The sequence below is a fragment of the Vallitalea okinawensis genome (genome assembly GCF_002964605.1).
Classification (GTDB): Bacteria; Bacillota; Clostridia; order Lachnospirales; family PQDH01; genus Vallitalea_A; species Vallitalea_A okinawensis.
Genome location: NZ_PQDH01000004.1, coordinates 110519 through 133595, shown reverse-complemented (window position 1 = coordinate 133595; position 23077 = coordinate 110519). Strand labels below are relative to the sequence as shown.

Here is a 23077-nt window from a genome sequence, read left to right as displayed (position 1 = left end):
ACCTACTCGCTTTCTATAATCTCATAAGCTCGAAATCTATTGATGAGAAAATATGCTATATAGCCTCCTATCCCGCCAGAAAAAGCCGCTAAACTTATCGAAAATAATAATGGGATGATGGGTAGTCTAAAAAATAATAGATTACTCATAAAAGTACCTGTTATATTAGCTAAGATGCAAGCAAAAAAACAAGCACCTAAAGAACGACATTGTCCTTTAAATAATAGTAAGAAAATATCTATCATTATTCCTGGCAATGTATAGCTAATAATGCTTAAAGCACCATGTGAACCATAGAACCCCATAACCATCACCATAACCCCTTGGACTAGAGCGATTAATGTAGCCGTTCCCTTCTTATTAATGAATCCTGCTCCTAATATCAGCCACATCATATAGAAGCCTCCAGCTAAAGATCCACCTGGTATATATAAAGGTCCAGTAATCATATGGATGAGAGGAACAATGATACTCTTGGTTGCAATCCCTAAACTAGCCATTAATGCAATTAGCATCATTTCAAAAACGGTAAAGTACCTTAGCTTTTGTCTCATAAAATTCACCTGCTATCACTTTTCAAGTTCTATGGTTTCTATACCTTTGACCTTACTCCATTTTTCTCCATCCATATATGTCAGAATATATCCTGCATCTTCTCGCTCATAAATATAACTGTTGTTAAGTTGTTCAGCAGTCAAAACACAATTATAACCGTCAAAACCTGTACACACATAGTTGCCCTCCCCCATCACACCTAACTCTTTTAAGATAGGAGCTAACTCTATGGCATCATAATCCTCAATTTTGACTTTTTCATAAATCTCCATAGCACTGGATAATGATATAAAAGCATCACTTTGATAACTCATCGTTAGAATCTCTTTGATGTGCATTCCCTTAGGTAATTCTGGTGATAAGAAAAGCGGCGTGTCTTTACCTGTTATCTTGAAATAGCCAGTCTTAAGCACTTCAATAGTTTCCTCTTTTTCTAGACCATCCTTTGCTTTAATGGAAGCCTTTTTGCCAGCAGTATCAATATCATAATATGTAAATAATTCTTCAACAGCAATAGCCTTATCAACAGCATCATAGTAAGTATAGTCAACAGCCTCTAAATGATCTTTTGCTGTATCAATTATAATCAGTCTAGCTAAAGATTGTCCCTCTTCTCTCATCAGATTGATTTCAACCAAATTCTTTACCCAATACATGGATCTCTCATCAGGAATAGCTGTCATTAATGGCTGTGCTTTATCCTCGAGAGGTTCACCATCTACTTCGTATGCTAAAACAATATCCCTTTTCTTTATTATTTCAAGAGGAACAACCATGGAATAACCGTCACCGGCTACTAATTGTATGGCACTGAAGTCTTCTTCACAACTATCATAATCCTTTAAAAGATCTTGAAGCAAAATACCTTTAATAGAATTTTTCTTAATTTCTCCACTGGATCTAATGGATTCTATAGTCATATCTTTGGCTTCTCTCTCTTTTATATCAGTTATAGATATCAGGACATCCCCCTGTGACAAACCAGTAATTTTAACTGTCTGATTCCCTGCCTCTTGTACTTGAAGTGTAGCCTGACTATTTTTTTCTTCTTTTTGTGCTTGACAGCTGGTTAGAACCATTAAGATGGCTAATAAACTGATTATCCATATCCTTTGAAATCTCATTTTAATCCCCTTTCATTTCCTCATAATATACTAAACAATCATTAACTGCCTTTACTACTCCTTTACTAGTAATCGTAGCACCTGTAATAGCTACAATCTCATTGGGATTTTCAGCTTTCATTTTGACAACTTCTATAGTCTCCTTAGTTGCTATACCTTGAAAACGATTTAAAAACCAAGACTCAGTAACGTATTCTCCATAACCTATGGACTCCTTTTCGTCCAATATTTCTATTTCAGTAATAATTTCCTTTTGTGTGTCAATTACCACCAATGCTTGTATCATATCTTCATAACCTTTTTCTTCTACTACAAAGCAAATATATTCTTCTAATTGTTGATTATTAATGATATAGGCTTGCTGAACAGCATTTTCACTATCCACTTTAATCTTTTCTATTACATATCCTTCGTATTTCTTAATCAACTGCTCTTGTAATGAGTCTTCACTTGTACAACTTGCAACAACTATTGTGAGACTGCATAAAAGAGCTAGTAGTCTTAAATGTAACGTCCACTTTTTCATTTATCAACCTCCAATGCATGAATTTTTCTTAAATTCTGTCAATAATAGTTTTAAATAAAAAATAGCTACGGAAAGATAGCTATCTGCGCACAAATATATCATGAGTCAATTGATACTCATGGCATATTTCCTTTCCAAATACGGGAGGCAATATAATTTCTCATATTACCCATCGGCATACTATCATGCGATCAATCGTTTAGATTCATATGCTCGGAAATAACAAGATTCAGTTTTTGAACTATTTAATATTTATTTATCCCCCTCTCTTGACTAATGCTTTCATATGTTTTTTTCGTTGAAGTATTATATGTTAAATTATAACATAAAAAGAAACATATTTGAATCTTGTATTTAATAGAATTTTCTGTATCTAAAAAAACCTATATTAACAATAGGTGCATAAAGTCATAGGATTAACTATACAACAAGTAAGGAGGAACGTCGAGTCCCTCCGTTTTTCGCTATCCTGTTTCTGATATTAATGTGGTGTCAAAATAGTCCTTTAATCTTCTTGGACCAGCCAATACATCTTTACCGATATACATTATACCTTCCTTCGTGGTTTTAACATGCCATTTAACCAACATGATACTGCCATTTACAATTTCAATGGCTGTTATACACCTGGGATGAACGCAACTGCCATCATTAAAATAAGGAACTTCTCCAACCTCCGGAAATACGGGGAGATGGGTATGGCCTGCTATCAGTATCTGATTTTCTTTCTTCACCCATTGAGTGAGTTTTTTACCAACGGCCTCTTTTTTAGTATAATTTTTTGCCGCACGTGTGGGATCGTTAACCCCAAATAACTCAAGAGGCTTCCATAAATACCTTACTAAAAATCTTGCTAATCGCCATAATGTATCATTTAAAAAGTCAACCTGGTGTCCATGAACAAGGAAAATTTTATCTCCTGTAATGCGATGGATTAATACTAATCCTTCATGAATTTGCATATCTGTAAATAGAGATTTGTATCGTCTATCACGTTCATCAAAATATTGACTCAAATTTCTTTGCACAAAGTTATAATCTCTCTTCACAATATCATGATTCCCATAAATAAAATACAATCGCCCTTCATTATAAAACTTTGATAGTAACCAAAAGGCATTGCTATGGGTTTGAATAATGGTCTCAAATTTTTTATTCTCCCAAAGTTCGTCCCCGTCCCCAAGTTCAATATACAGATAATCTTTATGATAATACTGGGTTAGTGCAGCAAAGAAAAGGTTTTGATTCTTAGAAAAATCATCTGCCCAACTACCATCCCCTCTATGACAATCACTCATAAGAACAATTCGGGAGCCATCATCAAAGGGAATTTGTTCTGCCCTTTCAAAAATTTTTGATAATCTTTTTTCTGAATACATCATTAAAACCTTCTTTAAGTAGCAAAAAATAAATGATCTATTCTAAATATAAAAAAGAAATATTTGTTTTATGACAAAAATAAGTATCTTTATTTATTATGACTACAAATATTCATCAATGGTTTTATAGATGTCAAAAAATTGAATTATTTTACCTATATGCATAATCTTTTCATATAATTCTGGTGACTGTTTTCGGATAGCATTCAATTTATTGGGCATATTTTTATAGCCTCTTGTAATTTCTTGATATTGATCACACATTAACTTGTTTTTCATCTGTATCAGTCGATCTGTTTCCTTTGTCCGCGTGAGGGGTTGTGGTACATGTGGTTTGTCAAACTTTATATCTACCCTAGTTCCTTGAATTCTTATTTCACGCCTATCATAACCCGCGTTTTTTAAGCCCTTCAAAAAAGCATAAAGCATAGACTCATCTTTCAATAAAATACTAATGTCCATTGATAACTCCATAGGTTGCGAAAACTCGCCCAACTTAAAACCTGTTAACCACCAATGTTTAGCTTTACGTCTAAAAAGTATTCGACCATTCTTCCTTAGAGTATAAGACATTTTTAACATGTCTTTATCACCAACACTATGATAAAAGGTTCCATTGAATAGTCCAGGGATGTCTAAATCTGGTCCATCTGTTGCATAAACACCTATCTCACATCCGGTGGTTAAATCGTATTGACCTTTCCAAAATTCAATTAACCATCTTCTCCCTTTATAGCGAAAATAAATGGGCTCACAATCAATGATCATACCAAGGGGAGCAGAAGCTTCATCATACAAACGACAATAACCAAATTTTCTTTGCCATGGATTTCTATGTGAATAAAATATATCTTTTTTCGGATTGTATACAAAGCCACTTGCCTCCATTACAGTAGCCAGTGGATCATCCTCGTCTTCCTCTAAGTCTTTTTCCAAATCATCATTGCTGTTTTTTTTATGGTCCCTTTCTTTTATTGAAGTCATAAAATACTTGGAATATTTTTGCTTAATTTTTAGGTATTTGCTGTATAATATAACAATACTTACTGATAAAATGAGAACCAATAAAATCAGTAATAAAACGCCATAGGACGGACTATAGGATGCCGTCTTTTCCTCAACTACTTGCAAAAGATTTAAAGACATATGGCTTACAACTATTAAATTAGATAGCATAAAGATCACACCAATTAAGTTTTCTATAATATATTATTCCAAGCTTGATCTATTTGTTAAATAGGTTTCACAAAGGGTAATGTAAGAAAAAGATATTGCTTTACTAGTAATGACAGGTAGAACTTTTATACCGTTATAAATGAAGTGTATTATTTAATAATTTGTAGTATGATAATATATATCACTCTTACAGTATGATCTAAACAAGGAGGTAAGATGATGAATACAGAAAATCAGATAAAAGTTGAAGAGATCATCACTTTCATAAAAGAACTGGAACGATTAAAAAATATCACTCGAACTGCTTGGACCTCTGAAGGAAAGCAAGAAAGTGTTGCCGAGCATTCTTGGCGATTGGCTATGTTGGCTCTTGTATTAACACCTTATATTCCTGAAGTGAACTTTTCTAAAGTTATAAGCATGTGTCTCGTTCATGATTTAGGTGAAGCCTATGAAGGAGATATTTCTGCTACCATACCAATTGATCAAGATGAGAAATTGATTAATGAAGAAAGAGATATTCTTAGACTAATTAACACCTTACCTAAGTCTTCTAAGGAAATGATCACATCACTCTGGAAGGAATATAATGAAGCTATTTCTATTGAAGCTAAAATTGCTAAGTCCCTAGATAAAATGGAAACAATTATTCAGCATAACCAAGGAAAAAACCCATCGGATTTTAATTATGCATTCAATCTTACTTATGGAACAGAATATGTTACTATTAATGAAATCATAGAAAAATTACGCAAAATCATTGACGATGATACTCACATAAAACTGAGTGATAAACAAGAAAAGTGACTATCGTCATATTTCAAATATGTGTACTTTGTGTTTACTAATACATGTTTGTTTCCTATACTATAAAAAGCGTACCCTCAGGTACGCTTAAAATATTCTAAATGTTACTTTTTCATTCTTAAAATAGCTGGTTTTAACATTTGGTAGAGGTAATATCCCGCTATAGATATAACAGTACCTTTTATGAGGTTAAATGGTGTAATTGCAAATAGTACCATTGTTTTAAAGTCTGTTACTAATGGATTGACTACGTTTGACATACTAACAAAAGATTCAATTGGCATGCCATAAAATCTTGAGTATGCAGGTATAAAGAAGAAATAATTCCCTATAGCGCCAACTACCAACATGGAAACAAGACCAATAATTACACCGTATAAAGATCTTTTCTCATTTTTACTCCACTTCAATACCATTCCTAATGGAACAATATAAGAAATTCCTACGATAAAGTTAGCAACTTCACCAATTCCACCTGATGATGTTCCTTTGATAACAAGATAAAGTAAATTCTTAATTAATTCAATAAAGATTCCTGCAATAGGTCCTAATGCAAATGTACCAATAACTGCAGGGATATCACTCAAATCAATCTTCAAAAACTCTGGAAATAAGGGTAGTGGAAAATCAAAGTACATTAATACAAAGGATATTGCTGATAACATACCGATATTAATGACATTTTGAGTAGATAGTATTTTTTTTTGATGCGTTGTTATTGTATTTGTAGACATAAAAAATCTCCTTTCATCATGGGGCAATGATAGGAGTCTACGTAAATGCAGAATCAATTTTCTGCAAACATTTTCATTCTTGTTTCTAACTTCTTCTCCCATCCAGACTTTACTGTCGGTTTTGGAATTTCACCAAATCAGCAGCTCTAACAACTACTCGCGGACTATAACCGCCGGTCGGGAATTTCACCCTGCCCCGAAGAAATCTATTTAATTACTTATATTATATGCAAAAAAATTAACAATGTCAATATGACATTTTAATTTTTTAGTTACCAATGTTTACATGTATAAATCATAACTTTGCTGAATCGATCATCTAGAAGTCTATCTAGAAGTGTTTCTTCATGTTGTACAACGGATCCTCCTTTAACCATTTGAATAAAATTTTCTAAATCATAGATTTGAAATCTTTCAATCCCCATAGTTGATGCCACATGTTCATAGATACTGATAAAAAGTTCTTCATAACTCCAGCTATTAGGTAGCCCAACTTTTTTAGCTAGTCGTGGTAAAATATATTCCATTATATTTCTTTCATCGCTCAGCTCATCATTACCATATCGCATCGTAAAATATTTTACTGCTTTCTTTGGTAAATCTAAAAATTTTGAGATGTAATAAGCTTCATCATATGTTGATTGAATATAGTATTGATTTCCTTTCAATTCTTGAAAAATATTCATGGTATCGTGGTAACCTAGCTTTATATTATAGCGTGCATTATCACTTATAAAATCCAATGACCCTCCTAATGATTCTTTTGGTTCAATATATGTGACAGAAACATCCTCAGGTACTTCATAGCGTGGAATATGACCAATACCATGAATGCGGATAACTATAATATCTTTATAACCTTTATCAATAAGCATTTTAATAGGTAAGTTATTATAGAAGCCGCCATCCATATAGTATTTACCATGAAGCTTCTCAGTCTTAAAAACAGGTAGATAGGCACTGGCTAATAAGAAATCTTCTAGTAATCCATTAGGTATATCCTCTATAAATGTTTCTATGGACTTAAAATCTGAAAGAGATATAGTCACAAGACCAAAATCAATACCAGATTGTCTTATCTTCTCTTCTTCTAGGACTTCACTTAACATTTGGCGCATGGGTGTAATATCAAAACCACTATTTTTAATCAGTTTTTTAAGTCCTACAGCTACATCCTTCAGGTCTTCTTGGACAATATTTAAACTTCTAATCTTCTCAAAAAGCTGATCATCCACATCGATAACTTGTGAGTACTTAATATTCTGCCACAGTTTATATGCCTGATCATATTCATCTTGAGCCATCATCGCTCCATTCAAAGCCCCTACTGATGCACCTACCACTCCTTTAATAGTGACGCCAATTTCACGAAGCGCCTTCCAAGCTCCAATTTGATAAGCTCCTCTTGCCCCTCCACCTTCAAGAACGATACCAACTTCCTTATTCACAAAATCTTTCATCAATGCCGTCCTCCTATCACCACGAACTGGATTAGTTTTCTAATATTCATATAATAATTATCTCACTTTAATAGATTATTGTAAACATAGTTAGGAAAATAGTACAAGGTCCTACAGACAAATATAAAGCACATGACAAGTAATAACTTCTATTACTTATCATGTGCAAATGATTAATCAAATAAATTAATTTTAACTTCTCCTTTGCCTCTTTCAGAAGATAGGTTAGAAGCACGAATGATTCGATCTGCCATTCTACTAAATGGTAATGATTGTAACCATATCTTACCTGGCCCTGTTAATGTAGCAAAGAATAAACCTTCTCCGCCAAAGAATGCACTTTTGATACCTCCAACAAATTGAACATCAAAATTGACATCTCTTGTCATCGCAACTAGACATCCAGTATCCACTTTGAGTATTTCTCCAGGTTGAAGTGTTCTCTCAATGATAGCCCCACCTGCATGACAAAATGCCATGCCGTCACCTTCTAGCTTTTGCATGATGAATCCCTCACCACCAAAGAAGCCAGCACCTAATTTTCTTTGAAATTCAACACCGACAGAAACACCTTTAGCAGCACATAGAAAAGCATCCTTTTGACAAACTATTTTACCACTATATGCTGTTAAATCAAATGGGATGATCTTACCTGGATATGGCGCTGCAAATGAAACCTGAGCTTTCTCGTGCATTTGATTCGTAAACACTGTCATGAATAAACTTTCACCTGTTAATACTCTCTTACCTGCACTAAATAATTTCCCCATAAATCCATTATCAGTCTGTGTACCATCTCCAAAGATCGTATCCATTTGAATACCATTATCCATATACATCATGGCTCCAGCTTCTGCTACAACTGATTCACTTGGGTCAAGCTCAATTTCTACCAATTGCATATCATCACCATAAATTTTGTAATCAATTTCATGTGCGTTCATAATACTCCTCCTTCTCTTTATCCACTGCTATGCTTACATATAGCTGTAAGACATTTCCCTTTTATTATACTACACAACTTCATAAAATATATTAAATACATCTTAAAACTTGTGAGTATATATCAAATTACTGTTAGGAGTAAATGAAAATTAGAAAATCAGATGATACAAAGTACCACCTGATTAGCATCTCTATAATAATATTTAAACTTTCTCCCTCTCATCCATATCGCGTGTAGCAACCACATCAACACCTGTATCTAATATGTTAGCAATTATGATATCTCCCACTTTAGTAGGTGCAACGACTTCCACCTTGTTAATAATCTTCATTGCATCAAATATTTTATCCTTTGGAATAGGAGCATTGGTCTTCACTGGCAGACGTGGGAGTATCCCATTCTTTATAGATACTGTCGTAGGTAATACTCTAGTCGGGAAAGTTAGCTCTTTTAAAGCATATTCCTTGCCCCTCTTACATTTGTTACCTTCAACACGTAGTTCTACATTTTCTGTTACCTTTAAACGACATCCCAAAGGGCATACAATACAAATCATTTCATGTGTTTTACTCATTCATCCTCGCCCCCCTTTACTTCAACTTCCACAGTTAGTAAGGCGATCTTGTCAGCATTGAAGTCAGACCTTTTGATTTGAATATGTTCCATTTCCCCTGGTGCTAAATGACGTTTCTTTATTCTTTTAATTACCTCTCCATCTGCCTTGATAATGAGAGATGCATCTTTATATACTGTACGAACACGCATGAATAAATCAAGATGTTCTTCAATATTCTCAAGTCGAATAACTTGAGGAACAATGTAAGCTATTCCATCTTCTGCTTTAGTGGAAATGATATCTCCCTCATTGCTTAACTGATTCTTAACAAACTTGGCAGCATTTTTCCCTGCTCTCCTACTTTCTTCTGTAACAAAGTCCACCAAATCATGGACGTGAACCACATTACCACAAGCAAAAATACCTGTTATTGCTGTCTCCATAGCTTCATTAACCTTTGGTCCCTTTGTTACAGGGTCAATTTCTATACCAGCGCTTTCGGATAACTCGTTTTCTGGTATCAATCCCACAGATAATAACAATGTATCACATTCGTAATGAATTTCTGTTCCTGGAATAGGTTTGAATTGATTATCTACTTTAGCTACAGTCACACCTTCTAGTCGATCTTTCCCTATTACGTCTACCACCGTATGACTCAATAACAATGGAATATTATAATCATCTAAGCACTGGACAATATTTCTTGTCAATCCTCCCGAAAATGGAAGTAATTCTGCAACTGCTAGTACCTCAGCACCTTCAAGTGTTAATCGTCTTGCCATAATAAGACCTATATCACCTGACCCTAAAATGAGGACTCTCTTACCTACCATATAACCTTCCATGTTAATATATCTTTGAGCCGTACCAGCACTGAATATACCTGAAGGTCTTTGACCTGGAATGCTAATGGCTCCTCTTGTTCTTTCTCGACATCCCATAGCTAACACAATGGCTTTAGCGTTAATGGACATGAAGCCATCTTTTGTATTAACGACTTTTATTTCCTTCTCCTCTGATATATCCAAAACCATTGTATCCAATTTGTATTCAATACCTTCTTTTCTTAACTCATCAATAAATTTTTGAGCATACTCCGGACCAGTCAATTCTTCTTTAAAAACATGTAGTCCGAAACCATTATGAATACACTGTTGAAGTATCCCGCCTAGTTCTCTATCACGTTCAATAACAAGAATATTGTTAACACCATTTTTCTTTGCTTCAATCGCCGCTGCTAAACCAGCAGGTCCACCCCCAATAACTGCAATATCATAAGTCATTCTAACACCACCACCTAAATTTTTAGCCTTCTTTTTTCTTCTGATGAGATATAGCTATACTACTTTATTGTTTATATAAGTCGTTTTCCTTTGTCTTACCTGTTAAAATATAGGAGTCCAAGCTATCTAAATTAATATTAATCATTTCTTCGCCTAATTCTCTTGCAAGAATTTCTACTACCTTTGGACTACAAAATCCTCCTTGGCATCTACCCATCCCTGATCTTGTTCTTTTTTTAACACCTTTAACAGTAGTTGCACCAGCATTTCGATGGATAGAGTCCACTATTTCCCCTTCAGTCACTGTTTCACAACGACAAATAACCCTTCCATAACGCGGATCTTCCTTGATAACCTCAGCTTTTTCTTCATCAGTGAGCTCATTAAATCGTATAAATTTCTTTCTAGTAGCTATAAAGTTTTCATTCTCCTCCATACCACCGCTTATTTCTTTCAATAAATTAACAACGTATTCGGCTATAGCAGGGGCAGCAGAAAGTCCTGGAGACTCAATTCCGCCTACATTGATAAAACCTTTAGCTTCCTTAGATTCTTCAATAATAAAATCACCAATATCTGCAGTGGCTCTTAGTCCTGTAAAGGATCTAATAATCGTATGATATGGAATTTGAGTTGTTGTCTTAAGTGCCATAGTTCTAATAAAATCTAAACGCTCAGCTGTTGTCCCAAGATTCTCTTTATCATCAATAAATTCAGAATCTGGTCCGATTAATATATTACCATGTACTGTAGGAGCAACCAGTATCCCCTTGCCTTTATCGGAAGGACATTGAAAAATAACATGATTAACTAAGCTTCCTACACTCTTATCCAGTATAAAGTAGTGACCCTTTCTCGGCTTAATCTCAAAGCTAGATGAAGCAACCATATTGTTAATGTGATCCGCATAGACACCAGCGCAATTAATCACATATTGTGCTTCAACTTTTCTATCACCTATTTCGAGCATATAACCGTTATCCACCTTCTTAATATCCGTCACTTCACTATTTAAAATCAGTTCTGCACCGTTATCCATTGCATTTTCTGCAAGTGCGATAGCCATCTCAAATGGTGAAATAATACCAGCTGACGGTGCATATAAGGCACCAGTGACTGTATCATTCAAATTTGGCTCCATCTCTAATACTTGTTCTTTGTTTAGTATCTCCATACCCTCAACATCATTCTCAAGACCATTCTTATAGAGTTCTTTGATTGTATTTTGATCTTCTTCATCAAACCCAATCACTAAAGACCCTATTTTCTTGAAGGGTACATCTAACTCGTCACAAAGTTTTTCATACATCTTGTTACCAGGAGCGTTAAATTTCCCTTTATTCTTATCTGCTTTTGCATCATAACCAGCATGGATAATTGCACTGTTAGCCATGGTCGTACCATTAGCAATATCATTTTCTTTATCAATCATAAGTATCTTTAACTGATACTTGGATAATTCTCTAGCAATAAATGTTCCAATAATTCCTGTACCAATGACTGCTACGTCATACATACCTCTTTCCTCCTCAAAAGAAAAAGAGCCGCGATTAAAAACCTGCATAGTAACAGTTCAATCGCGGCTCTCCCTATTCTCAGCCTAAATAACGATTATTCAGTTTCCCAGTCTTTTGCTCTATCTACAGCTTTTACCCAGCCTTTATATAACTTAGCACGCTTTTCTTCTTCCATATCAGGCTGGAATTTGCGATCGATAGCCCATCCATCAATTACATCTTGTTTACTTTCCCAGAACCCTACTGCTAACCCAGCTAAATATGCAGCACCAAGAGCAGTTGTTTCAATAACTTCTGGTCTTTCAACTGGAACACCTAATATATCTGATTGGAACTGCATTAAGAAGTTATTGGCTACTGCACCACCATCAACTTTTAATGTTGTTAAGTCAATACCTGAGTCTTCTTGCATAGCTCCAATAACATCTTTTGTCTGATAAGCTAAAGATTCTAAGCTTGCTCTAATAAGATGATTTCTATTTGCACCACGAGTTAAGCCTACGATAGCACCTCTAGCATACATATCCCAGTACGGAGCACCTAAACCAGCAAAGGCAGGAACCACATATACGCCATTAGAATCTTCAACCTGTGTAGCAAAATACTCACTATCTTTAGCATTATGAATAAGCTTCAATTCATCTCTTAACCATTGAATTGTAGCACCAGCAACAAATACACTACCCTCTAAAGCATATTCAACCTTGCCATCTACACCCCATGCAATCGTAGTCAATAAACCATTATCGGATGGTACTAATTCTTCACCAGTGTTCATTAACATAAAGCAGCCTGTACCATAAGTATTCTTGACCATACCAGGTTTGAAACATGCTTGACCGAATAAAGCTGCTTGTTGGTCACCTGCAGCACCTGAGATAGGTATCTCAACTCCAAATAATTCAGCATAGCCATAAACTTCACTAGATTGCTTAACTTCTGGCATCATACACTTTGGTACGTTTAATACTTCTAATAATTTCTCATCCCATTTTAATTCTTTGATATTATACATTAATGTTCTTGACGCATTTGAATACTCAGTAACGTGCTCTTTACCTTTAGTCAAGTTCCAAATAAGCCATGTATCCATTGTACCAAATATTAAATCACCATTCTCAGCTTTTTCTCTAGCTCCCTCAACATGATCTAATATCCATTTCACTTTTGTTCCAGAGAAATAAGCATCTACAACAAGTCCTGTAGTTTCTCTAAAATAAGTTTCATGTCCAGCAGCTTTAATCTCTTCACATATATCAGCTGTTTGACGTGACTGCCATACGATAGCGTTATATACAGGTTGACCAGTGTTCTTATCCCAGACTACTGCTGTTTCTCTTTGATTCGTGATACCAATAGCTGCAATCTCTTCAGCCTTAATTCCCGCACTTTCAATTACGTTCATCATTACACCACTTTGGGTTTTCCAAATTTCTAAAGCATTGTGCTCAACCCAACCTGGCTTAGGATAGATTTGTGTGAATTCTTTCTGAGCAACTTCTACTATATTTCCGCCTTTATCAAATAATATCGCTCTGCAACTTGTGGTTCCTTGATCTAAAGCCATAACATATTTTTTCATGTTTATCCTCCTATAATTAACATAAAATTCTAAATATTCTGCATAATATATCCAGTATCTTATCCATTGATCTGATTAGTGAAACATTAAGCTATATAATATAAATCCACCGAGGATACCACCGATAATCCCCATAACTGCATTCACTAAACCTTTCTTCATATCATCACCATCAACTATAGCACTGGCTAAGAATAGACCAGAGAAAGCTGCAAAAGCCATATCAATCCAAGCTCCACCACTTTGGTAGATTAAACCAACACCGTGATTAAGTGTCCAAGCCGTACCAACAATAACACCAGCTGCCATCCAGCCACCGATTGAACCCCAATCCTCAACAAACTTACCCCATAATAAGCGAATCATGAATGCGAATATAAATCCGCCAGCAAAAGTTGAAATCATCCACATACTATATTACCCCCATTTAGTTTATTTAAACTTTTTTACTTACTTTCTGCCTTCATTCTTTTTTGTATTAATGCTGCTGTGATACCCCCAAAAGCTCCACCAATTAATACAACAACTAATGTAGGTAATGAATCTATACCCGCTTGTATACCTTGTTCAAACATACCTCTTGTAAGGCCTACCATACCTATTCCTAATGCCATGTCTACCCAAGCTCCGTCATTTTTGTGAATGCCAAGATAGTGATTGAGATACCACATTGATCCAATAATGATTAATCCAGCGAACCAACCCCCACCTATACCGTATGCTTCCACAAATGCTCCCCATACACTCATGACGAAAATACCCGCAATGGCACTTCCCAAAATTGTTCCTAGATGTTTCATTTACAATACACCTCCGCTAAAATTGTAATGATGAACTATAATCTTGAACAACAAGGGGCACAGAAAAACCGCATAAACTCATCTATATATTTATAATATAGACTTCATTCAGCGGCTCTCATATCCTTACCCTTGTTATTCAACTGTGAATCCATTATAACATTTAAATAATTATTTGTAAAGCATTTTATTTTTAATGTTTAATTTGCACATAGTTAAATATTTTTTGTTATATTTTTAACAGTTGTTCTTATTTATTAATAATTATTTTTATTTAAAATTACATATACCATATTTCCTCTCTACTTGTTGATATACATACCGCCCCCGCCTTTAAACTATCGATGACTTCTTTCTTCTCCTTAATTAAACCACCGGCTATGATAGGGGTATTGGTAATATGACACACTTCAGATGTTACCTTATTAATCACTCCAGGTACTACCTCAACAGCATGGGGCTTCGTACTCTTAATATCGTGAATCCCTTTTTCAACAGATATGGAATCCAGAAGAAAAATCCTCTGTATTGTATAAAAGCCTGCTTCATTTGCCCTTTTAATAAGGCTTGACCTTGTGGATATAATACCAAATGGATTAATGTATTCTTGTACAAATTTTAATCCCGTTGAATCTTTCGTAATACCATCCATTAAATCCAGATGTATAAATACTTTTTTCTCCAACCTATCTGCCTGTTTGACGTAATCACTTAAATTCAATATACTGCCTGTTAGTAGAAAGATGATTTTGCATGGGGACGCTAAGGCTAGTTCAAATTTATTGATATCATTTACTGCCGCGATTATAGGGTTACTATGTAATAAATTTTTGTAATCCATCATTTTGATTCTAACCTCCCTAGTCTTTTAATTAAATTTTGTTTTAGAAAGCATAAAAAAACCACTATAAATACAACTATAATTAACCTTATAGTATGATTTAGAGCGGCTCTCATATCCTTACCCAATTTTTAATTATAATGTCATTATAACAATTTCACAATTACTTGTAAAGTACTTCAAAATAAATGTTGATTTTGCACACTCAAACCTAACCTTTGATATATTATTAACAATTTATTCAACTAAACCTAGCTATTGTTAGACACAATTACATGTACCATATTTCTTTTCTACTTGTTGAAATACACACTGCACCTGCACTCAAATTATCAATAACATCTTTTTTCTCTTTAATTAACCCTCCAGCAATAACTGGTACATGGGTCATTGCACAGACTTCAGCTGTCATTTTGGTTACAACACCGGGCATGATTTCAATTGCATCAGGTCTACTGGTTTTTATATCATTAATCCCCTTTTCAAAGGAAATAGAATCCAATAAAAAGATTCTTTGAATAGTAAAAAAATCTGCATCATTTGCTCTTTTGATTAAACTTGACCGGGTAGAAATAATACCATAAGGTTGAACATGCTCTTTAACAAATTTTAACCCTGTGGTATCTTTTGTGAGACCATCCATTAAGTCAAAGTGAATAAAGACCTTTTTATCATATTCTCTTGCTTGATTAACTAAACTTCTTAAATTCAGTATATTACCTGTAAGAAGAAAAATTATGCTGCAAGGTGATTCAAGAGCTATCTTATATTTTTCTATATCATTTACAGCTGCAATTATTGGATTATTGGATAGTATCCCCACGTGATCGTTCATCTTTTATTATCTCCTTTAAAGATCTAATTACTTCTATTGTTCCTATTTCATAAGAAAATAATTCAAAAGAGAGTTATATACTAAAACCCCACACTCTCACAAAAGTATGGGGTAGAATCACGTTTATTTTTCATTATTCTCATAGACTGTAAATTTAAATACTGCACCTTTTTTACTTGTTTGCCAAGGACTTTCTTCGATCTTTTTCCATGAAGGGATTTGATCCATATTCATAATTTTTGTATCTGCTTTATACTCACCTTTTAAAATAGTAATATATCCTTTTTTGCAATAAGGTATAAGTAGATTATAAATTTCACTACCTCCAATAACCCAAATATTTTCCTCTGGATACTGTTTAAGTTCCTCCATCAATTGCTCCACTGAATGACAAATTATAACATCTTCAGGCTGATAATTTTTATTTCTTGTCAAAACAATATTCTTACGATTTTTCAGTGGCTTTCCTTCTGGAAATGATTCCAAAGTCTTTCGCCCCATCACCACAACACCACCTGTTGTAGTCCTTCTAAAGTTGGCCATATCTTCGGGAACATGCGTTAGTAACTGTCCATTGCAACCAATATTCCATGCTTCATCAACTGCTACAATAAAATTCATACAACCCCTCCTAAACGGCAACAGGCAAGTTTTTTATTTGTGGATTCTTTTCATATCCTTCTAATTGAAAATCATCTTTAGTAAAGGCGTAAAAATCCTCTATCTCTTTATTCAAAATTAGTTTTGGTGCTTTAAATACTGGTCGTTCAATTAATTCCTTGACAATAGGTATATGACGATCATAAATATGGGCATCTGCAATAACATGTACAAACTCTCCAACTTCCAATTGACTCACTTGAGCTAGCATATGCACCAAAGCGGCATACTGACATACATTCCACCCGTTAGCAACTAGAATATCTTGTGATCGTTGATTTAAAATCGCATTGAGTTTGTTACCAGTAACGTTAAAGGTGACACTATACGCACATGGATAAAGATTCATTTCATGTAAGTCTTGGTGAACATAGATATTAGTCATAATTCTTCTGCTCATTGGATTGTGTTTAAGATCGTATAGTACACGCTCTACCTGGTCAAACATGCCCTCTGTATATTGATGTTTAACCCCTAACTGGTAGCCATACGCTTTACCAATACTCCCCTGTTCATCAGCCCATGAATCCCATATCTTACTATTAAGATCTTTAATATTGTTGGATTTCTTTTGCCAAATCCAAAGTATCTCATCAATAGCACTCTTTAACGGAACAGGTCTTAAAGTAAGTATAGGAAACTCCTTTGATAAATCATATCGATTAACCACTCCAAACTTTTTAATCGTATGGGCTGGTGTTCCATCTTCCCATCTAGGACGCACTTCTTGTCCCTCTGAACTGTAGCCATTCTCTATAATATCCTGACACATCTCTATAAAAACTTGATCTGCATAACTCATTCCATCACCCTATCCGTTCAAAATTATCTTTTCCATTATATAATAAAAAATAAGAGACGTCGAGTCTCTCTTTCTCCTATTTCTCTCTTCTCCTCATACTTCAATATGTAATTTTTCTTAATGAACTATAATCACTGATATACTTGGCAAAATAAATATTGAAAGATATAAGACCTTCTATGGAGTAGCGCACCACGGATGGTGAGCCCAGCCGTCTAAAACATGGACGTCTTTCCATCTGGCGCAATAGGAGGTCTTATATGCTTGACCCTATTCCGATATATGAGATTGAAGTTCCTCTTCTTTTTTTACGACTCTAACACGATTATTCTTCACATAACGCCCTGCATAGCTTTTAAAATAACATTTCCCTTGATAATTGCGTATTGGATTATAGATAGCCACTACATTTTCAGCTTTGCATAGCTTTTCACATATTTTACCTAAATAATAGCATTTTAAAACATGTACATAAGTATTTCCGTCCAAAAAGATACTTCTTAAACGATAAAGAATATCCTTCTCTTCCATATTCTCAAAATCATAATCCCTCAGTTCCATATACTCTTCTGATAAATCCTCAATCATGTCAAGGATAGATAGCTCATTACCACTCATAAGTTGTATATAGTAATTCATAAAATCTAGGAAGACTCGTCCATCAGCTTTCTTTGCCTCTTGGATATCTGCTTCTGCCTTTTCATACTCTTTCACATGAATGAGGTTAGTTGCTCTCATGGAGTAGAAATTTGCTTGAAGCATATCTGTTAATGCATCTACTTCAATGTCCTCCATAGCTTCCAAAGACTCACTAAACTTTCCTCGTCTCTGATAAGCATCAGCCTTGATCACTAACATAAAATGTTTATATTTTCTTGAAAGTAAAGGTATTTTCATAGTCTTATTTACTTTTTCTACAACTTGGTCAAATTGACCTTCTTGCAACAAATTTTTTGCTTTTTTTAACCCGCCAGTGTACATCATGGATGGTATAAGATAAATTAATGCTCCAATAATAAAAGCATATGTTATTGGTAATCCTAATAAAAATGCTACGACACCAATAAGAATAGCTGTAATAATTGTCATGTTATTTTTTAGAAACTTCATCTAAACACCTCGTCAGAAAAATTCTTTATACCCATTATAGCGAATAAATTCTATAGAATCTACAGTCGAATTTCACAGATTTAAGTTTTATTTTTCGTTACCATGTTTCCTTATTTGACTTGGTGAACACTTATAGAAATTTTTAAAACTTCTATTAAAGTGGTTAATGTCTTTATAACCAACTCTAAAACATATATCAGAAATCTTTAAATCAGTTTCTAAAAGCAACGCTTTCGCTTTCTCCATGCGATGTTTAAAAAGATATTCATGAAAATTTATCCCGATAATCTTCTTAAAAAGTTTAGCAAAATAAGTACGGTTAAGATTCACTTCATAAGCTGCCATTTCCAATGTAAGTTTATTGTGATAATTTAGTTTGATAAATTCGAGAGCTCTTTCAATATCCTTATTCTTATCAGCCTCTGGCTTACATACTCGCTTTCTGAAATCCTTGATCCACGTATTCGTACATTGAACCAATGCTCGATAATAGTTAATCTGCTGATATTGTTCTGTGTATCTTTTATAGATATCTTCACCATCATCATTTAGTTCAATTAAGTAAGGACTCATTTGTCCAAGAAGCGAAAGCATCAAGCGTATAACTATTTCTGGAGCCACAAGATTCTTTTTAAAAATAACTAAAATCTCATTTAACCGTTCTTCAATTGCAGTAAAATTATGATGATGTATATAGATATCAATTTGATCTTTGATCTCCCAATAGCGTTCTAAGTGATTAATGGTATAAGAATAGTTATTTTCTTCTTGTATACAACATAAGGTTTTGTAGTTATAGAATTGCCATTGCATATATCTTTTTATATCCTTAAGATGACTATAAAACTCATCATAATTTTTATAATTGATACCGTATATAATCCTCGTATCTAGATCTAAGAATTCTTCAATAAACATGCTTAATTTCTCAGCAATGAAAGTGTCAGTACTTTTCCTATGAAGAAATAATAAGTAAATACCTTTTTCAATTTGAACACTTTTATAACTTTTCTCCGCAGTTAATATCTCTTTTACTAAGTCTTCTACAACTTTTTTCAAGGCATCCTCTGCACCTTCAAAGCGATGTTGAATGATATTATCATAATCATTGATTTGAAGAATAATTATTTTCCCTTGTAGGGTAGGTATACACCGTTCAAATCTGTTGAGCAACATTTTAGAGTCTTGTTTGTTTAATCGCCCTTGTGAAATTTCTATAAGTGTATTTCTTAAAATAATATTTTGATCTTCTATAGCCAACTCAAAGTCTGGTATCTCATTGATGTTACTGGTTATTTTCTTTTTTAACTCCCTTAATAAATTTGTCAATTCATTGATATCGATAGTTACCTTGTATAAATAATCAATGGCTCCATGTTTCATAGCCTTCTTAACCAGCTCAAAATCATTATAATTACTTAGTACAATACACTTCATAGAAGGGTATTGACTTGTCATATGTTTAATGAGTTCGATACCATCCATTATTGGCATTTTTATATCTGTAATAACCAAGTCTACATCCATTTCTTCCATTATTGACATGGCTTCTCTTCCATTGCTGGCTTCAGCAATTATTTTATATCCTTCCTTGTTCCAATCAATAGCATTTTTGATACCCATACGCATGAAAACTTCGTCATCAACTATTAGAACTCTTATCACGCTACCCCTCACCCCTTGAAGCTATTTCTTTAAACGGAAATATAATATCAATACAGGTTCCTAACCCCATTTCACTCTCTACTTTTAAACCATATTGCTTACCATAATGAAGTTTTAATCGTTGATCCACATTAGCCATACCAATCCCACTAAATCTGGACTTTTCATGATTTTGATCATCTTCTAATATTTTTTTCAAGTTCTGTTCACAGATACCCTTACCATTATCTTCTACCCTGATTCTTATTTCATCTTTCTGGCGCCATACACGAATATTTATAATCCCTTTATAATCTATCCCTTCAAATCCATGAATAACTGCATTTTCCACTATCGGCTGGAGAATTAACTTTAATATTTCATGCTGCTTTAACTCTTCCTCAATATTGATTTGACAAGTGAATAGAGCCATGAAGCGGTACTTCTGTATGGTTAAATAGTTTTTGATATTATTCATTTCTTCTTCAATAGTAACAAATTCATCAGTGGTGATGATACTGCTCTTTAATAAGTTAGACAAAGCTACTATCATTCTGCTTATGTTGAATACTTTGCTCGTTTCAGCCATCCACCTGATGGAATTTAGCGTATTAAATAAGAAATGTGGATTGATTTGAGCATATAACATTTTTAGCTCTAACTGCCTCTTAGCTTTCTCATCTTCGTTAATCTGAACGATAAGATTTTCTAATTGATCTGTCATGTTATTAAAATTCTTAGTTAAGATTGCAACCTCATCTTCTCCTTGATTATCCAGTTTAATAAAATGCCCCTCTGCAACTTCTTTTGATGCAGCACTCAATTTCTTAATTGGATCAGAAATATTGGAAGCAAATAAATTAGATACTATCAGAAAGAGTATAATGAAGCAACCATTCAATACTAAAAGCAAAATAAGCACGGTAAGCATTTCTTGAAAAAGCAGCTCTTCTTCAATCACCTGTACTAAGTAAAAATCTGCTACATCTAAGGCTAAACTATAGATATAAGCATTGTCTTCTTCCAACCTTTGCTGATGGATACTGTAATGGTCTATGAAACCTAATTGGTATGGAAATTCTTGATCAAGCTCATCAAAATGCGATGAAATGACAATTCTACCTTGACTATCAACAATATAAAAATCACTGCCATTATTGTTTTCAAGATAAGACCAAAGATGAATAAACTCATCTACTGCCACACCAATACAAATTTGTCCTTGTTTATTTCCCCAAACAAAATCTGAATAATCCTTCTTTAATAATAAATATTTCTCCTCAGCATAATCCATATCTGAATAAAGATCATGAGTAATAAACCTCTTTTCACTTGCTTTATTAAAAAAACTATGTAAATCATCATTTTGATCATAAAGACTTGATCGATTCGACGAATAGACTTGACCTTTTTGATCCTCTATAGCTAAGATTGTATCTGAATAAGCTTCCAATACAGATAATCGCATCTCAATATATTTACTATTGAGCATAATATTCTTTTGTTGATAGGTTCCTTCTTTATTTAATATTTCTGAAATTTCATGATCCAAAATTAGAATATCTGCAGTAATTGTTAAATCTTTAAATATTCTTTCAACTCCCATAGCAATTTGTGATAAATTATTCATTTGATGGGTATTGACTTTATCTTCGTATATTTTTTGAAACACAACCATGGTTAGTATATTAGAAAAGACCATTGGAAGAATAATAAGAATTAAGAAAGCAGCGGATAGTTTTCTTCGAATTGTTTTGGTCATGTAACGAAAAAATTGCATTGTTCTTCCCCCAGTCTATTTTACCTATTATACCATAAAACCTTAAAGATAAAGGTGGAAAACTCAGTAAAGTACAAATTAAGCAGCTTGTTGGATCTACCAACAAAGCTGCCACAAAAGCTAACTATTTAATTAAAAGTTCTTATTTAATTCCTGACATAGCTATACTCTCAACAAAGGTCCGTTGAAGAATAATAAACATAAGGATCATTGGCCAGATAGCAATGATACATCCTGCCATTAATACTGGATAATTGGTAAGATGTTGACCTTTTAAGGAAGCTAATCCAACAGATAAAGTAAGTTTATCCATTGACGTATTACAAATTAATGGCCATAGTAAATCATTCCAACTGTAGAGCACTGTAAATATAGTTAACGCTGAAATCCCTGGGATAACTAAAGGCATCATAATGCGATAGTATACTTTAAAATGACTACAACCATCGATAATCGCTGCATCTTCCAGTGATTTTGGTATTGTTCTGAAGAATTGTACCATTAAGAAGGTCCCAAAAGCACTGAACATACCAGGTAAAATAAGGGCTGTTATTGTATTGAGTAGATGTAACTTATTCATAATCATGTATTGGGGTACTAGAAATATTTGCCCTGGAACCATTAAAATAGATAAAATGGCTGCAAAAATAAAATTTTTTCCAGGAAATTCAATACGTCCAAAGGCATAAGCCGCCATAGAGCAGAATACAATTTGTCCTACCGTTCGTCCTATTGTCATCAGTATGGTGTTTAGATAATAGGTACCAAAAGGAAGAATCGCTAAAGCTTCTTTATAGTTATTTAAATTCCATACTTCCGGAAAAAATACTAAGGGAATTTGAGTCGCTTCTGTCATAGTCTTAAATGATGTGAGTACCATCCAGAAGAATGGTAATATGGTCAGTAAAGCTCCTATTATTAAAGCTATATGAATACTGGTCTTCTTCATTTCAACAC

23 protein-coding genes and 2 riboswitches are annotated in these 23077 nt (G+C 33.9%); of the genes, 1 reads left to right on the top strand and 22 read right to left on the bottom strand.

The features are described 5' to 3' along the window. Positions 1-2: 2 nt before the first annotated feature. The 5 genes from C1Y58_RS13580 to C1Y58_RS13560 form a co-directional block, all read right to left on the bottom strand. Positions 3-554, bottom strand: a complete 552-nt coding sequence (locus C1Y58_RS13580; protein ID WP_105616603.1) for an ECF transporter S component — start codon at positions 552-554, stop codon at positions 3-5. Positions 555-569: 15 nt separating this feature from the next. Then, the gene (locus tag C1Y58_RS13575; protein WP_105616602.1) at positions 570-1679 is read right to left on the bottom strand and encodes a molybdopterin-dependent oxidoreductase; all 1110 of its coding nucleotides are present in this window, start codon (positions 1677-1679) and stop codon (positions 570-572) included. Between the two features lies 1 nt (position 1680). Next, the gene (locus C1Y58_RS13570; RefSeq protein WP_105616601.1) at positions 1681-2205 is read right to left on the bottom strand and encodes an FMN-binding protein; all 525 of its coding nucleotides are present in this window, start codon (positions 2203-2205) and stop codon (positions 1681-1683) included. A gap of 112 nt (positions 2206-2317) precedes the next feature. Next, a riboswitch (molybdenum cofactor riboswitch) is annotated at positions 2318-2436 on the bottom strand. Positions 2437-2669: 233 nt separating this feature from the next. Further along, positions 2670-3584 carry a metallophosphoesterase gene (locus C1Y58_RS13565; RefSeq protein WP_105616600.1) on the bottom strand — a complete coding sequence of 305 codons (915 nt, stop codon included), beginning with the start codon at positions 3582-3584 and terminating at the stop codon, positions 2670-2672. A gap of 102 nt (positions 3585-3686) precedes the next feature. Further along, positions 3687-4760, bottom strand: coding sequence for a DUF4474 domain-containing protein (locus C1Y58_RS13560; protein ID WP_242985402.1), 1074 nt, complete (start codon positions 4758-4760; stop codon positions 3687-3689). Positions 4761-4979: 219 nt separating this feature from the next. On the opposite strand from C1Y58_RS13560, the gene C1Y58_RS13555 reads away from it, so the two are divergent. Further along, positions 4980-5567, top strand: a complete 588-nt coding sequence (locus C1Y58_RS13555; protein ID WP_105616599.1) for an HD domain-containing protein — start codon at positions 4980-4982, stop codon at positions 5565-5567. A gap of 104 nt (positions 5568-5671) precedes the next feature. Here C1Y58_RS13555 and C1Y58_RS13550 read toward each other — a convergent pair whose 3' ends face one another. From C1Y58_RS13550 to C1Y58_RS13470, 17 genes are all read right to left on the bottom strand, one after another. Continuing rightward, positions 5672-6301: an ECF transporter S component gene (locus tag C1Y58_RS13550; RefSeq protein ID WP_105616598.1), complete on the bottom strand. Its 630-nt coding sequence runs from the start codon at positions 6299-6301 to the stop codon at positions 5672-5674. Between the two features lie 86 nt (positions 6302-6387). Then, positions 6388-6509: riboswitch (FMN riboswitch) on the bottom strand. Between the two features lie 64 nt (positions 6510-6573). Next, on the bottom strand, positions 6574-7761 hold the full coding sequence (locus tag C1Y58_RS13545) for a patatin-like phospholipase family protein (protein WP_105616597.1): 1188 nt from the start codon (positions 7759-7761) through the stop codon (positions 6574-6576). A 173-nt stretch (positions 7762-7934) separates the two neighbouring features. Next, positions 7935-8705: a TIGR00266 family protein gene (locus C1Y58_RS13540; RefSeq protein ID WP_105616596.1), complete on the bottom strand. Its 771-nt coding sequence runs from the start codon at positions 8703-8705 to the stop codon at positions 7935-7937. 204 nt (positions 8706-8909) lie between these two features. Continuing rightward, positions 8910-9281 (bottom strand): DUF1667 domain-containing protein, encoded by a 372-nt coding sequence (locus tag C1Y58_RS13535; protein ID WP_105616595.1) that lies wholly within the window; start codon positions 9279-9281, stop codon positions 8910-8912. Further along, entirely contained in the window at positions 9278-10549 is a 1272-nt protein-coding gene (locus C1Y58_RS13530; RefSeq protein WP_105616594.1) for an NAD(P)/FAD-dependent oxidoreductase, read from the bottom strand. The genes C1Y58_RS13535 and C1Y58_RS13530 overlap by 4 nt, the downstream gene beginning before the upstream one ends. A 64-nt stretch (positions 10550-10613) precedes the next feature. Further along, a complete protein-coding gene (locus tag C1Y58_RS13525) occupies positions 10614-12065 on the bottom strand; it encodes an NAD(P)/FAD-dependent oxidoreductase (protein ID WP_105616593.1) in 1452 nt (483 codons plus the stop codon). Between the two features lie 95 nt (positions 12066-12160). Beyond that, positions 12161-13648 (bottom strand): glycerol kinase GlpK, encoded by a 1488-nt coding sequence (gene glpK, locus C1Y58_RS13520; RefSeq protein ID WP_105616592.1) that lies wholly within the window; start codon positions 13646-13648, stop codon positions 12161-12163. Positions 13649-13723: 75 nt separating this feature from the next. Continuing rightward, positions 13724-14059, bottom strand: a complete 336-nt coding sequence (locus tag C1Y58_RS13515) for a Lin0368 family putative glycerol transporter subunit (RefSeq protein WP_105616591.1) — start codon at positions 14057-14059, stop codon at positions 13724-13726. A gap of 35 nt (positions 14060-14094) precedes the next feature. Then, positions 14095-14448, bottom strand: coding sequence for a Lin0368 family putative glycerol transporter subunit (locus C1Y58_RS13510; protein WP_105616590.1), 354 nt, complete (start codon positions 14446-14448; stop codon positions 14095-14097). Positions 14449-14728: 280 nt separating this feature from the next. Beyond that, on the bottom strand, positions 14729-15292 hold the full coding sequence (locus C1Y58_RS13505; protein ID WP_105616589.1) for a glycerol-3-phosphate responsive antiterminator: 564 nt from the start codon (positions 15290-15292) through the stop codon (positions 14729-14731). A gap of 268 nt (positions 15293-15560) precedes the next feature. Then, complete coding sequence (locus C1Y58_RS13500; RefSeq protein ID WP_105616588.1) at positions 15561-16124, bottom strand: glycerol-3-phosphate responsive antiterminator; 564 nt, start codon at positions 16122-16124, stop codon at positions 15561-15563. Positions 16125-16247: 123 nt separating this feature from the next. Then, a complete protein-coding gene (locus C1Y58_RS13495) occupies positions 16248-16745 on the bottom strand; it encodes a dihydrofolate reductase (RefSeq protein ID WP_105616587.1) in 498 nt (165 codons plus the stop codon). Between the two features lie 10 nt (positions 16746-16755). Then, positions 16756-17586, bottom strand: a complete 831-nt coding sequence (thyA, locus tag C1Y58_RS13490) for a thymidylate synthase (protein WP_105616586.1) — start codon at positions 17584-17586, stop codon at positions 16756-16758. Between the two features lie 270 nt (positions 17587-17856). Next, entirely contained in the window at positions 17857-18696 is an 840-nt protein-coding gene (locus C1Y58_RS13485) for a hypothetical protein (RefSeq protein ID WP_105616585.1), read from the bottom strand. Positions 18697-18783: 87 nt separating this feature from the next. Next, positions 18784-20361 carry a response regulator transcription factor gene (locus C1Y58_RS13480; RefSeq protein ID WP_105616584.1) on the bottom strand — a complete coding sequence of 526 codons (1578 nt, stop codon included), beginning with the start codon at positions 20359-20361 and terminating at the stop codon, positions 18784-18786. Position 20362: 1 nt separating this feature from the next. Then, positions 20363-22120: a cache domain-containing sensor histidine kinase gene (locus tag C1Y58_RS13475; protein ID WP_105616583.1), complete on the bottom strand. Its 1758-nt coding sequence runs from the start codon at positions 22118-22120 to the stop codon at positions 20363-20365. Between the two features lie 142 nt (positions 22121-22262). Beyond that, a complete protein-coding gene (locus tag C1Y58_RS13470; RefSeq protein ID WP_105616778.1) occupies positions 22263-23069 on the bottom strand; it encodes a carbohydrate ABC transporter permease in 807 nt (268 codons plus the stop codon). Between the last annotated feature and the right edge of the window lie 8 nt (positions 23070-23077).

Excerpts from the sequence above, each read along its gene's own strand:
- C1Y58_RS13580 (WP_105616603.1), bottom strand. The coding sequence starts at position 554 with ATGAGACAAAAGCTAAGGTACTTTACCGTTTTTGAAATGATGCTAATT.
- C1Y58_RS13575 (WP_105616602.1), bottom strand. The coding sequence starts at position 1,679 with ATGAGATTTCAAAGGATATGGATAATCAGTTTATTAGCCATCTTAATG.
- C1Y58_RS13570 (WP_105616601.1), bottom strand. The coding sequence starts at position 2,205 with ATGAAAAAGTGGACGTTACATTTAAGACTACTAGCTCTTTTATGCAGT.
- C1Y58_RS13565 (WP_105616600.1), bottom strand. The coding sequence starts at position 3,584 with ATGTATTCAGAAAAAAGATTATCAAAAATTTTTGAAAGGGCAGAACAA.
- C1Y58_RS13560 (WP_242985402.1), bottom strand. The coding sequence starts at position 4,760 with ATGCTATCTAATTTAATAGTTGTAAGCCATATGTCTTTAAATCTTTTG.
- C1Y58_RS13555 (WP_105616599.1), top strand. The coding sequence starts at position 4,980 with ATGAATACAGAAAATCAGATAAAAGTTGAAGAGATCATCACTTTCATA.
- C1Y58_RS13550 (WP_105616598.1), bottom strand. The coding sequence starts at position 6,301 with ATGTCTACAAATACAATAACAACGCATCAAAAAAAAATACTATCTACT.
- C1Y58_RS13545 (WP_105616597.1), bottom strand. The coding sequence starts at position 7,761 with ATGAAAGATTTTGTGAATAAGGAAGTTGGTATCGTTCTTGAAGGTGGA.
- C1Y58_RS13540 (WP_105616596.1), bottom strand. The coding sequence starts at position 8,705 with ATGAACGCACATGAAATTGATTACAAAATTTATGGTGATGATATGCAA.
- C1Y58_RS13535 (WP_105616595.1), bottom strand. The coding sequence starts at position 9,281 with ATGAGTAAAACACATGAAATGATTTGTATTGTATGCCCTTTGGGATGT.
- C1Y58_RS13530 (WP_105616594.1), bottom strand. The coding sequence starts at position 10,549 with ATGACTTATGATATTGCAGTTATTGGGGGTGGACCTGCTGGTTTAGCA.
- C1Y58_RS13525 (WP_105616593.1), bottom strand. The coding sequence starts at position 12,065 with ATGTATGACGTAGCAGTCATTGGTACAGGAATTATTGGAACATTTATT.
- glpK (WP_105616592.1), bottom strand. The coding sequence starts at position 13,648 with ATGAAAAAATATGTTATGGCTTTAGATCAAGGAACCACAAGTTGCAGA.
- C1Y58_RS13515 (WP_105616591.1), bottom strand. The coding sequence starts at position 14,059 with ATGTGGATGATTTCAACTTTTGCTGGCGGATTTATATTCGCATTCATG.
- C1Y58_RS13510 (WP_105616590.1), bottom strand. The coding sequence starts at position 14,448 with ATGAAACATCTAGGAACAATTTTGGGAAGTGCCATTGCGGGTATTTTC.
- C1Y58_RS13505 (WP_105616589.1), bottom strand. The coding sequence starts at position 15,292 with ATGATGGATTACAAAAATTTATTACATAGTAACCCTATAATCGCGGCA.
- C1Y58_RS13500 (WP_105616588.1), bottom strand. The coding sequence starts at position 16,124 with ATGAACGATCACGTGGGGATACTATCCAATAATCCAATAATTGCAGCT.
- C1Y58_RS13495 (WP_105616587.1), bottom strand. The coding sequence starts at position 16,745 with ATGAATTTTATTGTAGCAGTTGATGAAGCATGGAATATTGGTTGCAAT.
- thyA (WP_105616586.1), bottom strand. The coding sequence starts at position 17,586 with ATGAGTTATGCAGATCAAGTTTTTATAGAGATGTGTCAGGATATTATA.
- C1Y58_RS13485 (WP_105616585.1), bottom strand. The coding sequence starts at position 18,696 with ATGAAGTTTCTAAAAAATAACATGACAATTATTACAGCTATTCTTATT.
- C1Y58_RS13475 (WP_105616583.1), bottom strand. The coding sequence starts at position 22,120 with ATGCAATTTTTTCGTTACATGACCAAAACAATTCGAAGAAAACTATCC.
- C1Y58_RS13470 (WP_105616778.1), bottom strand. The coding sequence starts at position 23,069 with ATGAAGAAGACCAGTATTCATATAGCTTTAATAATAGGAGCTTTACTG.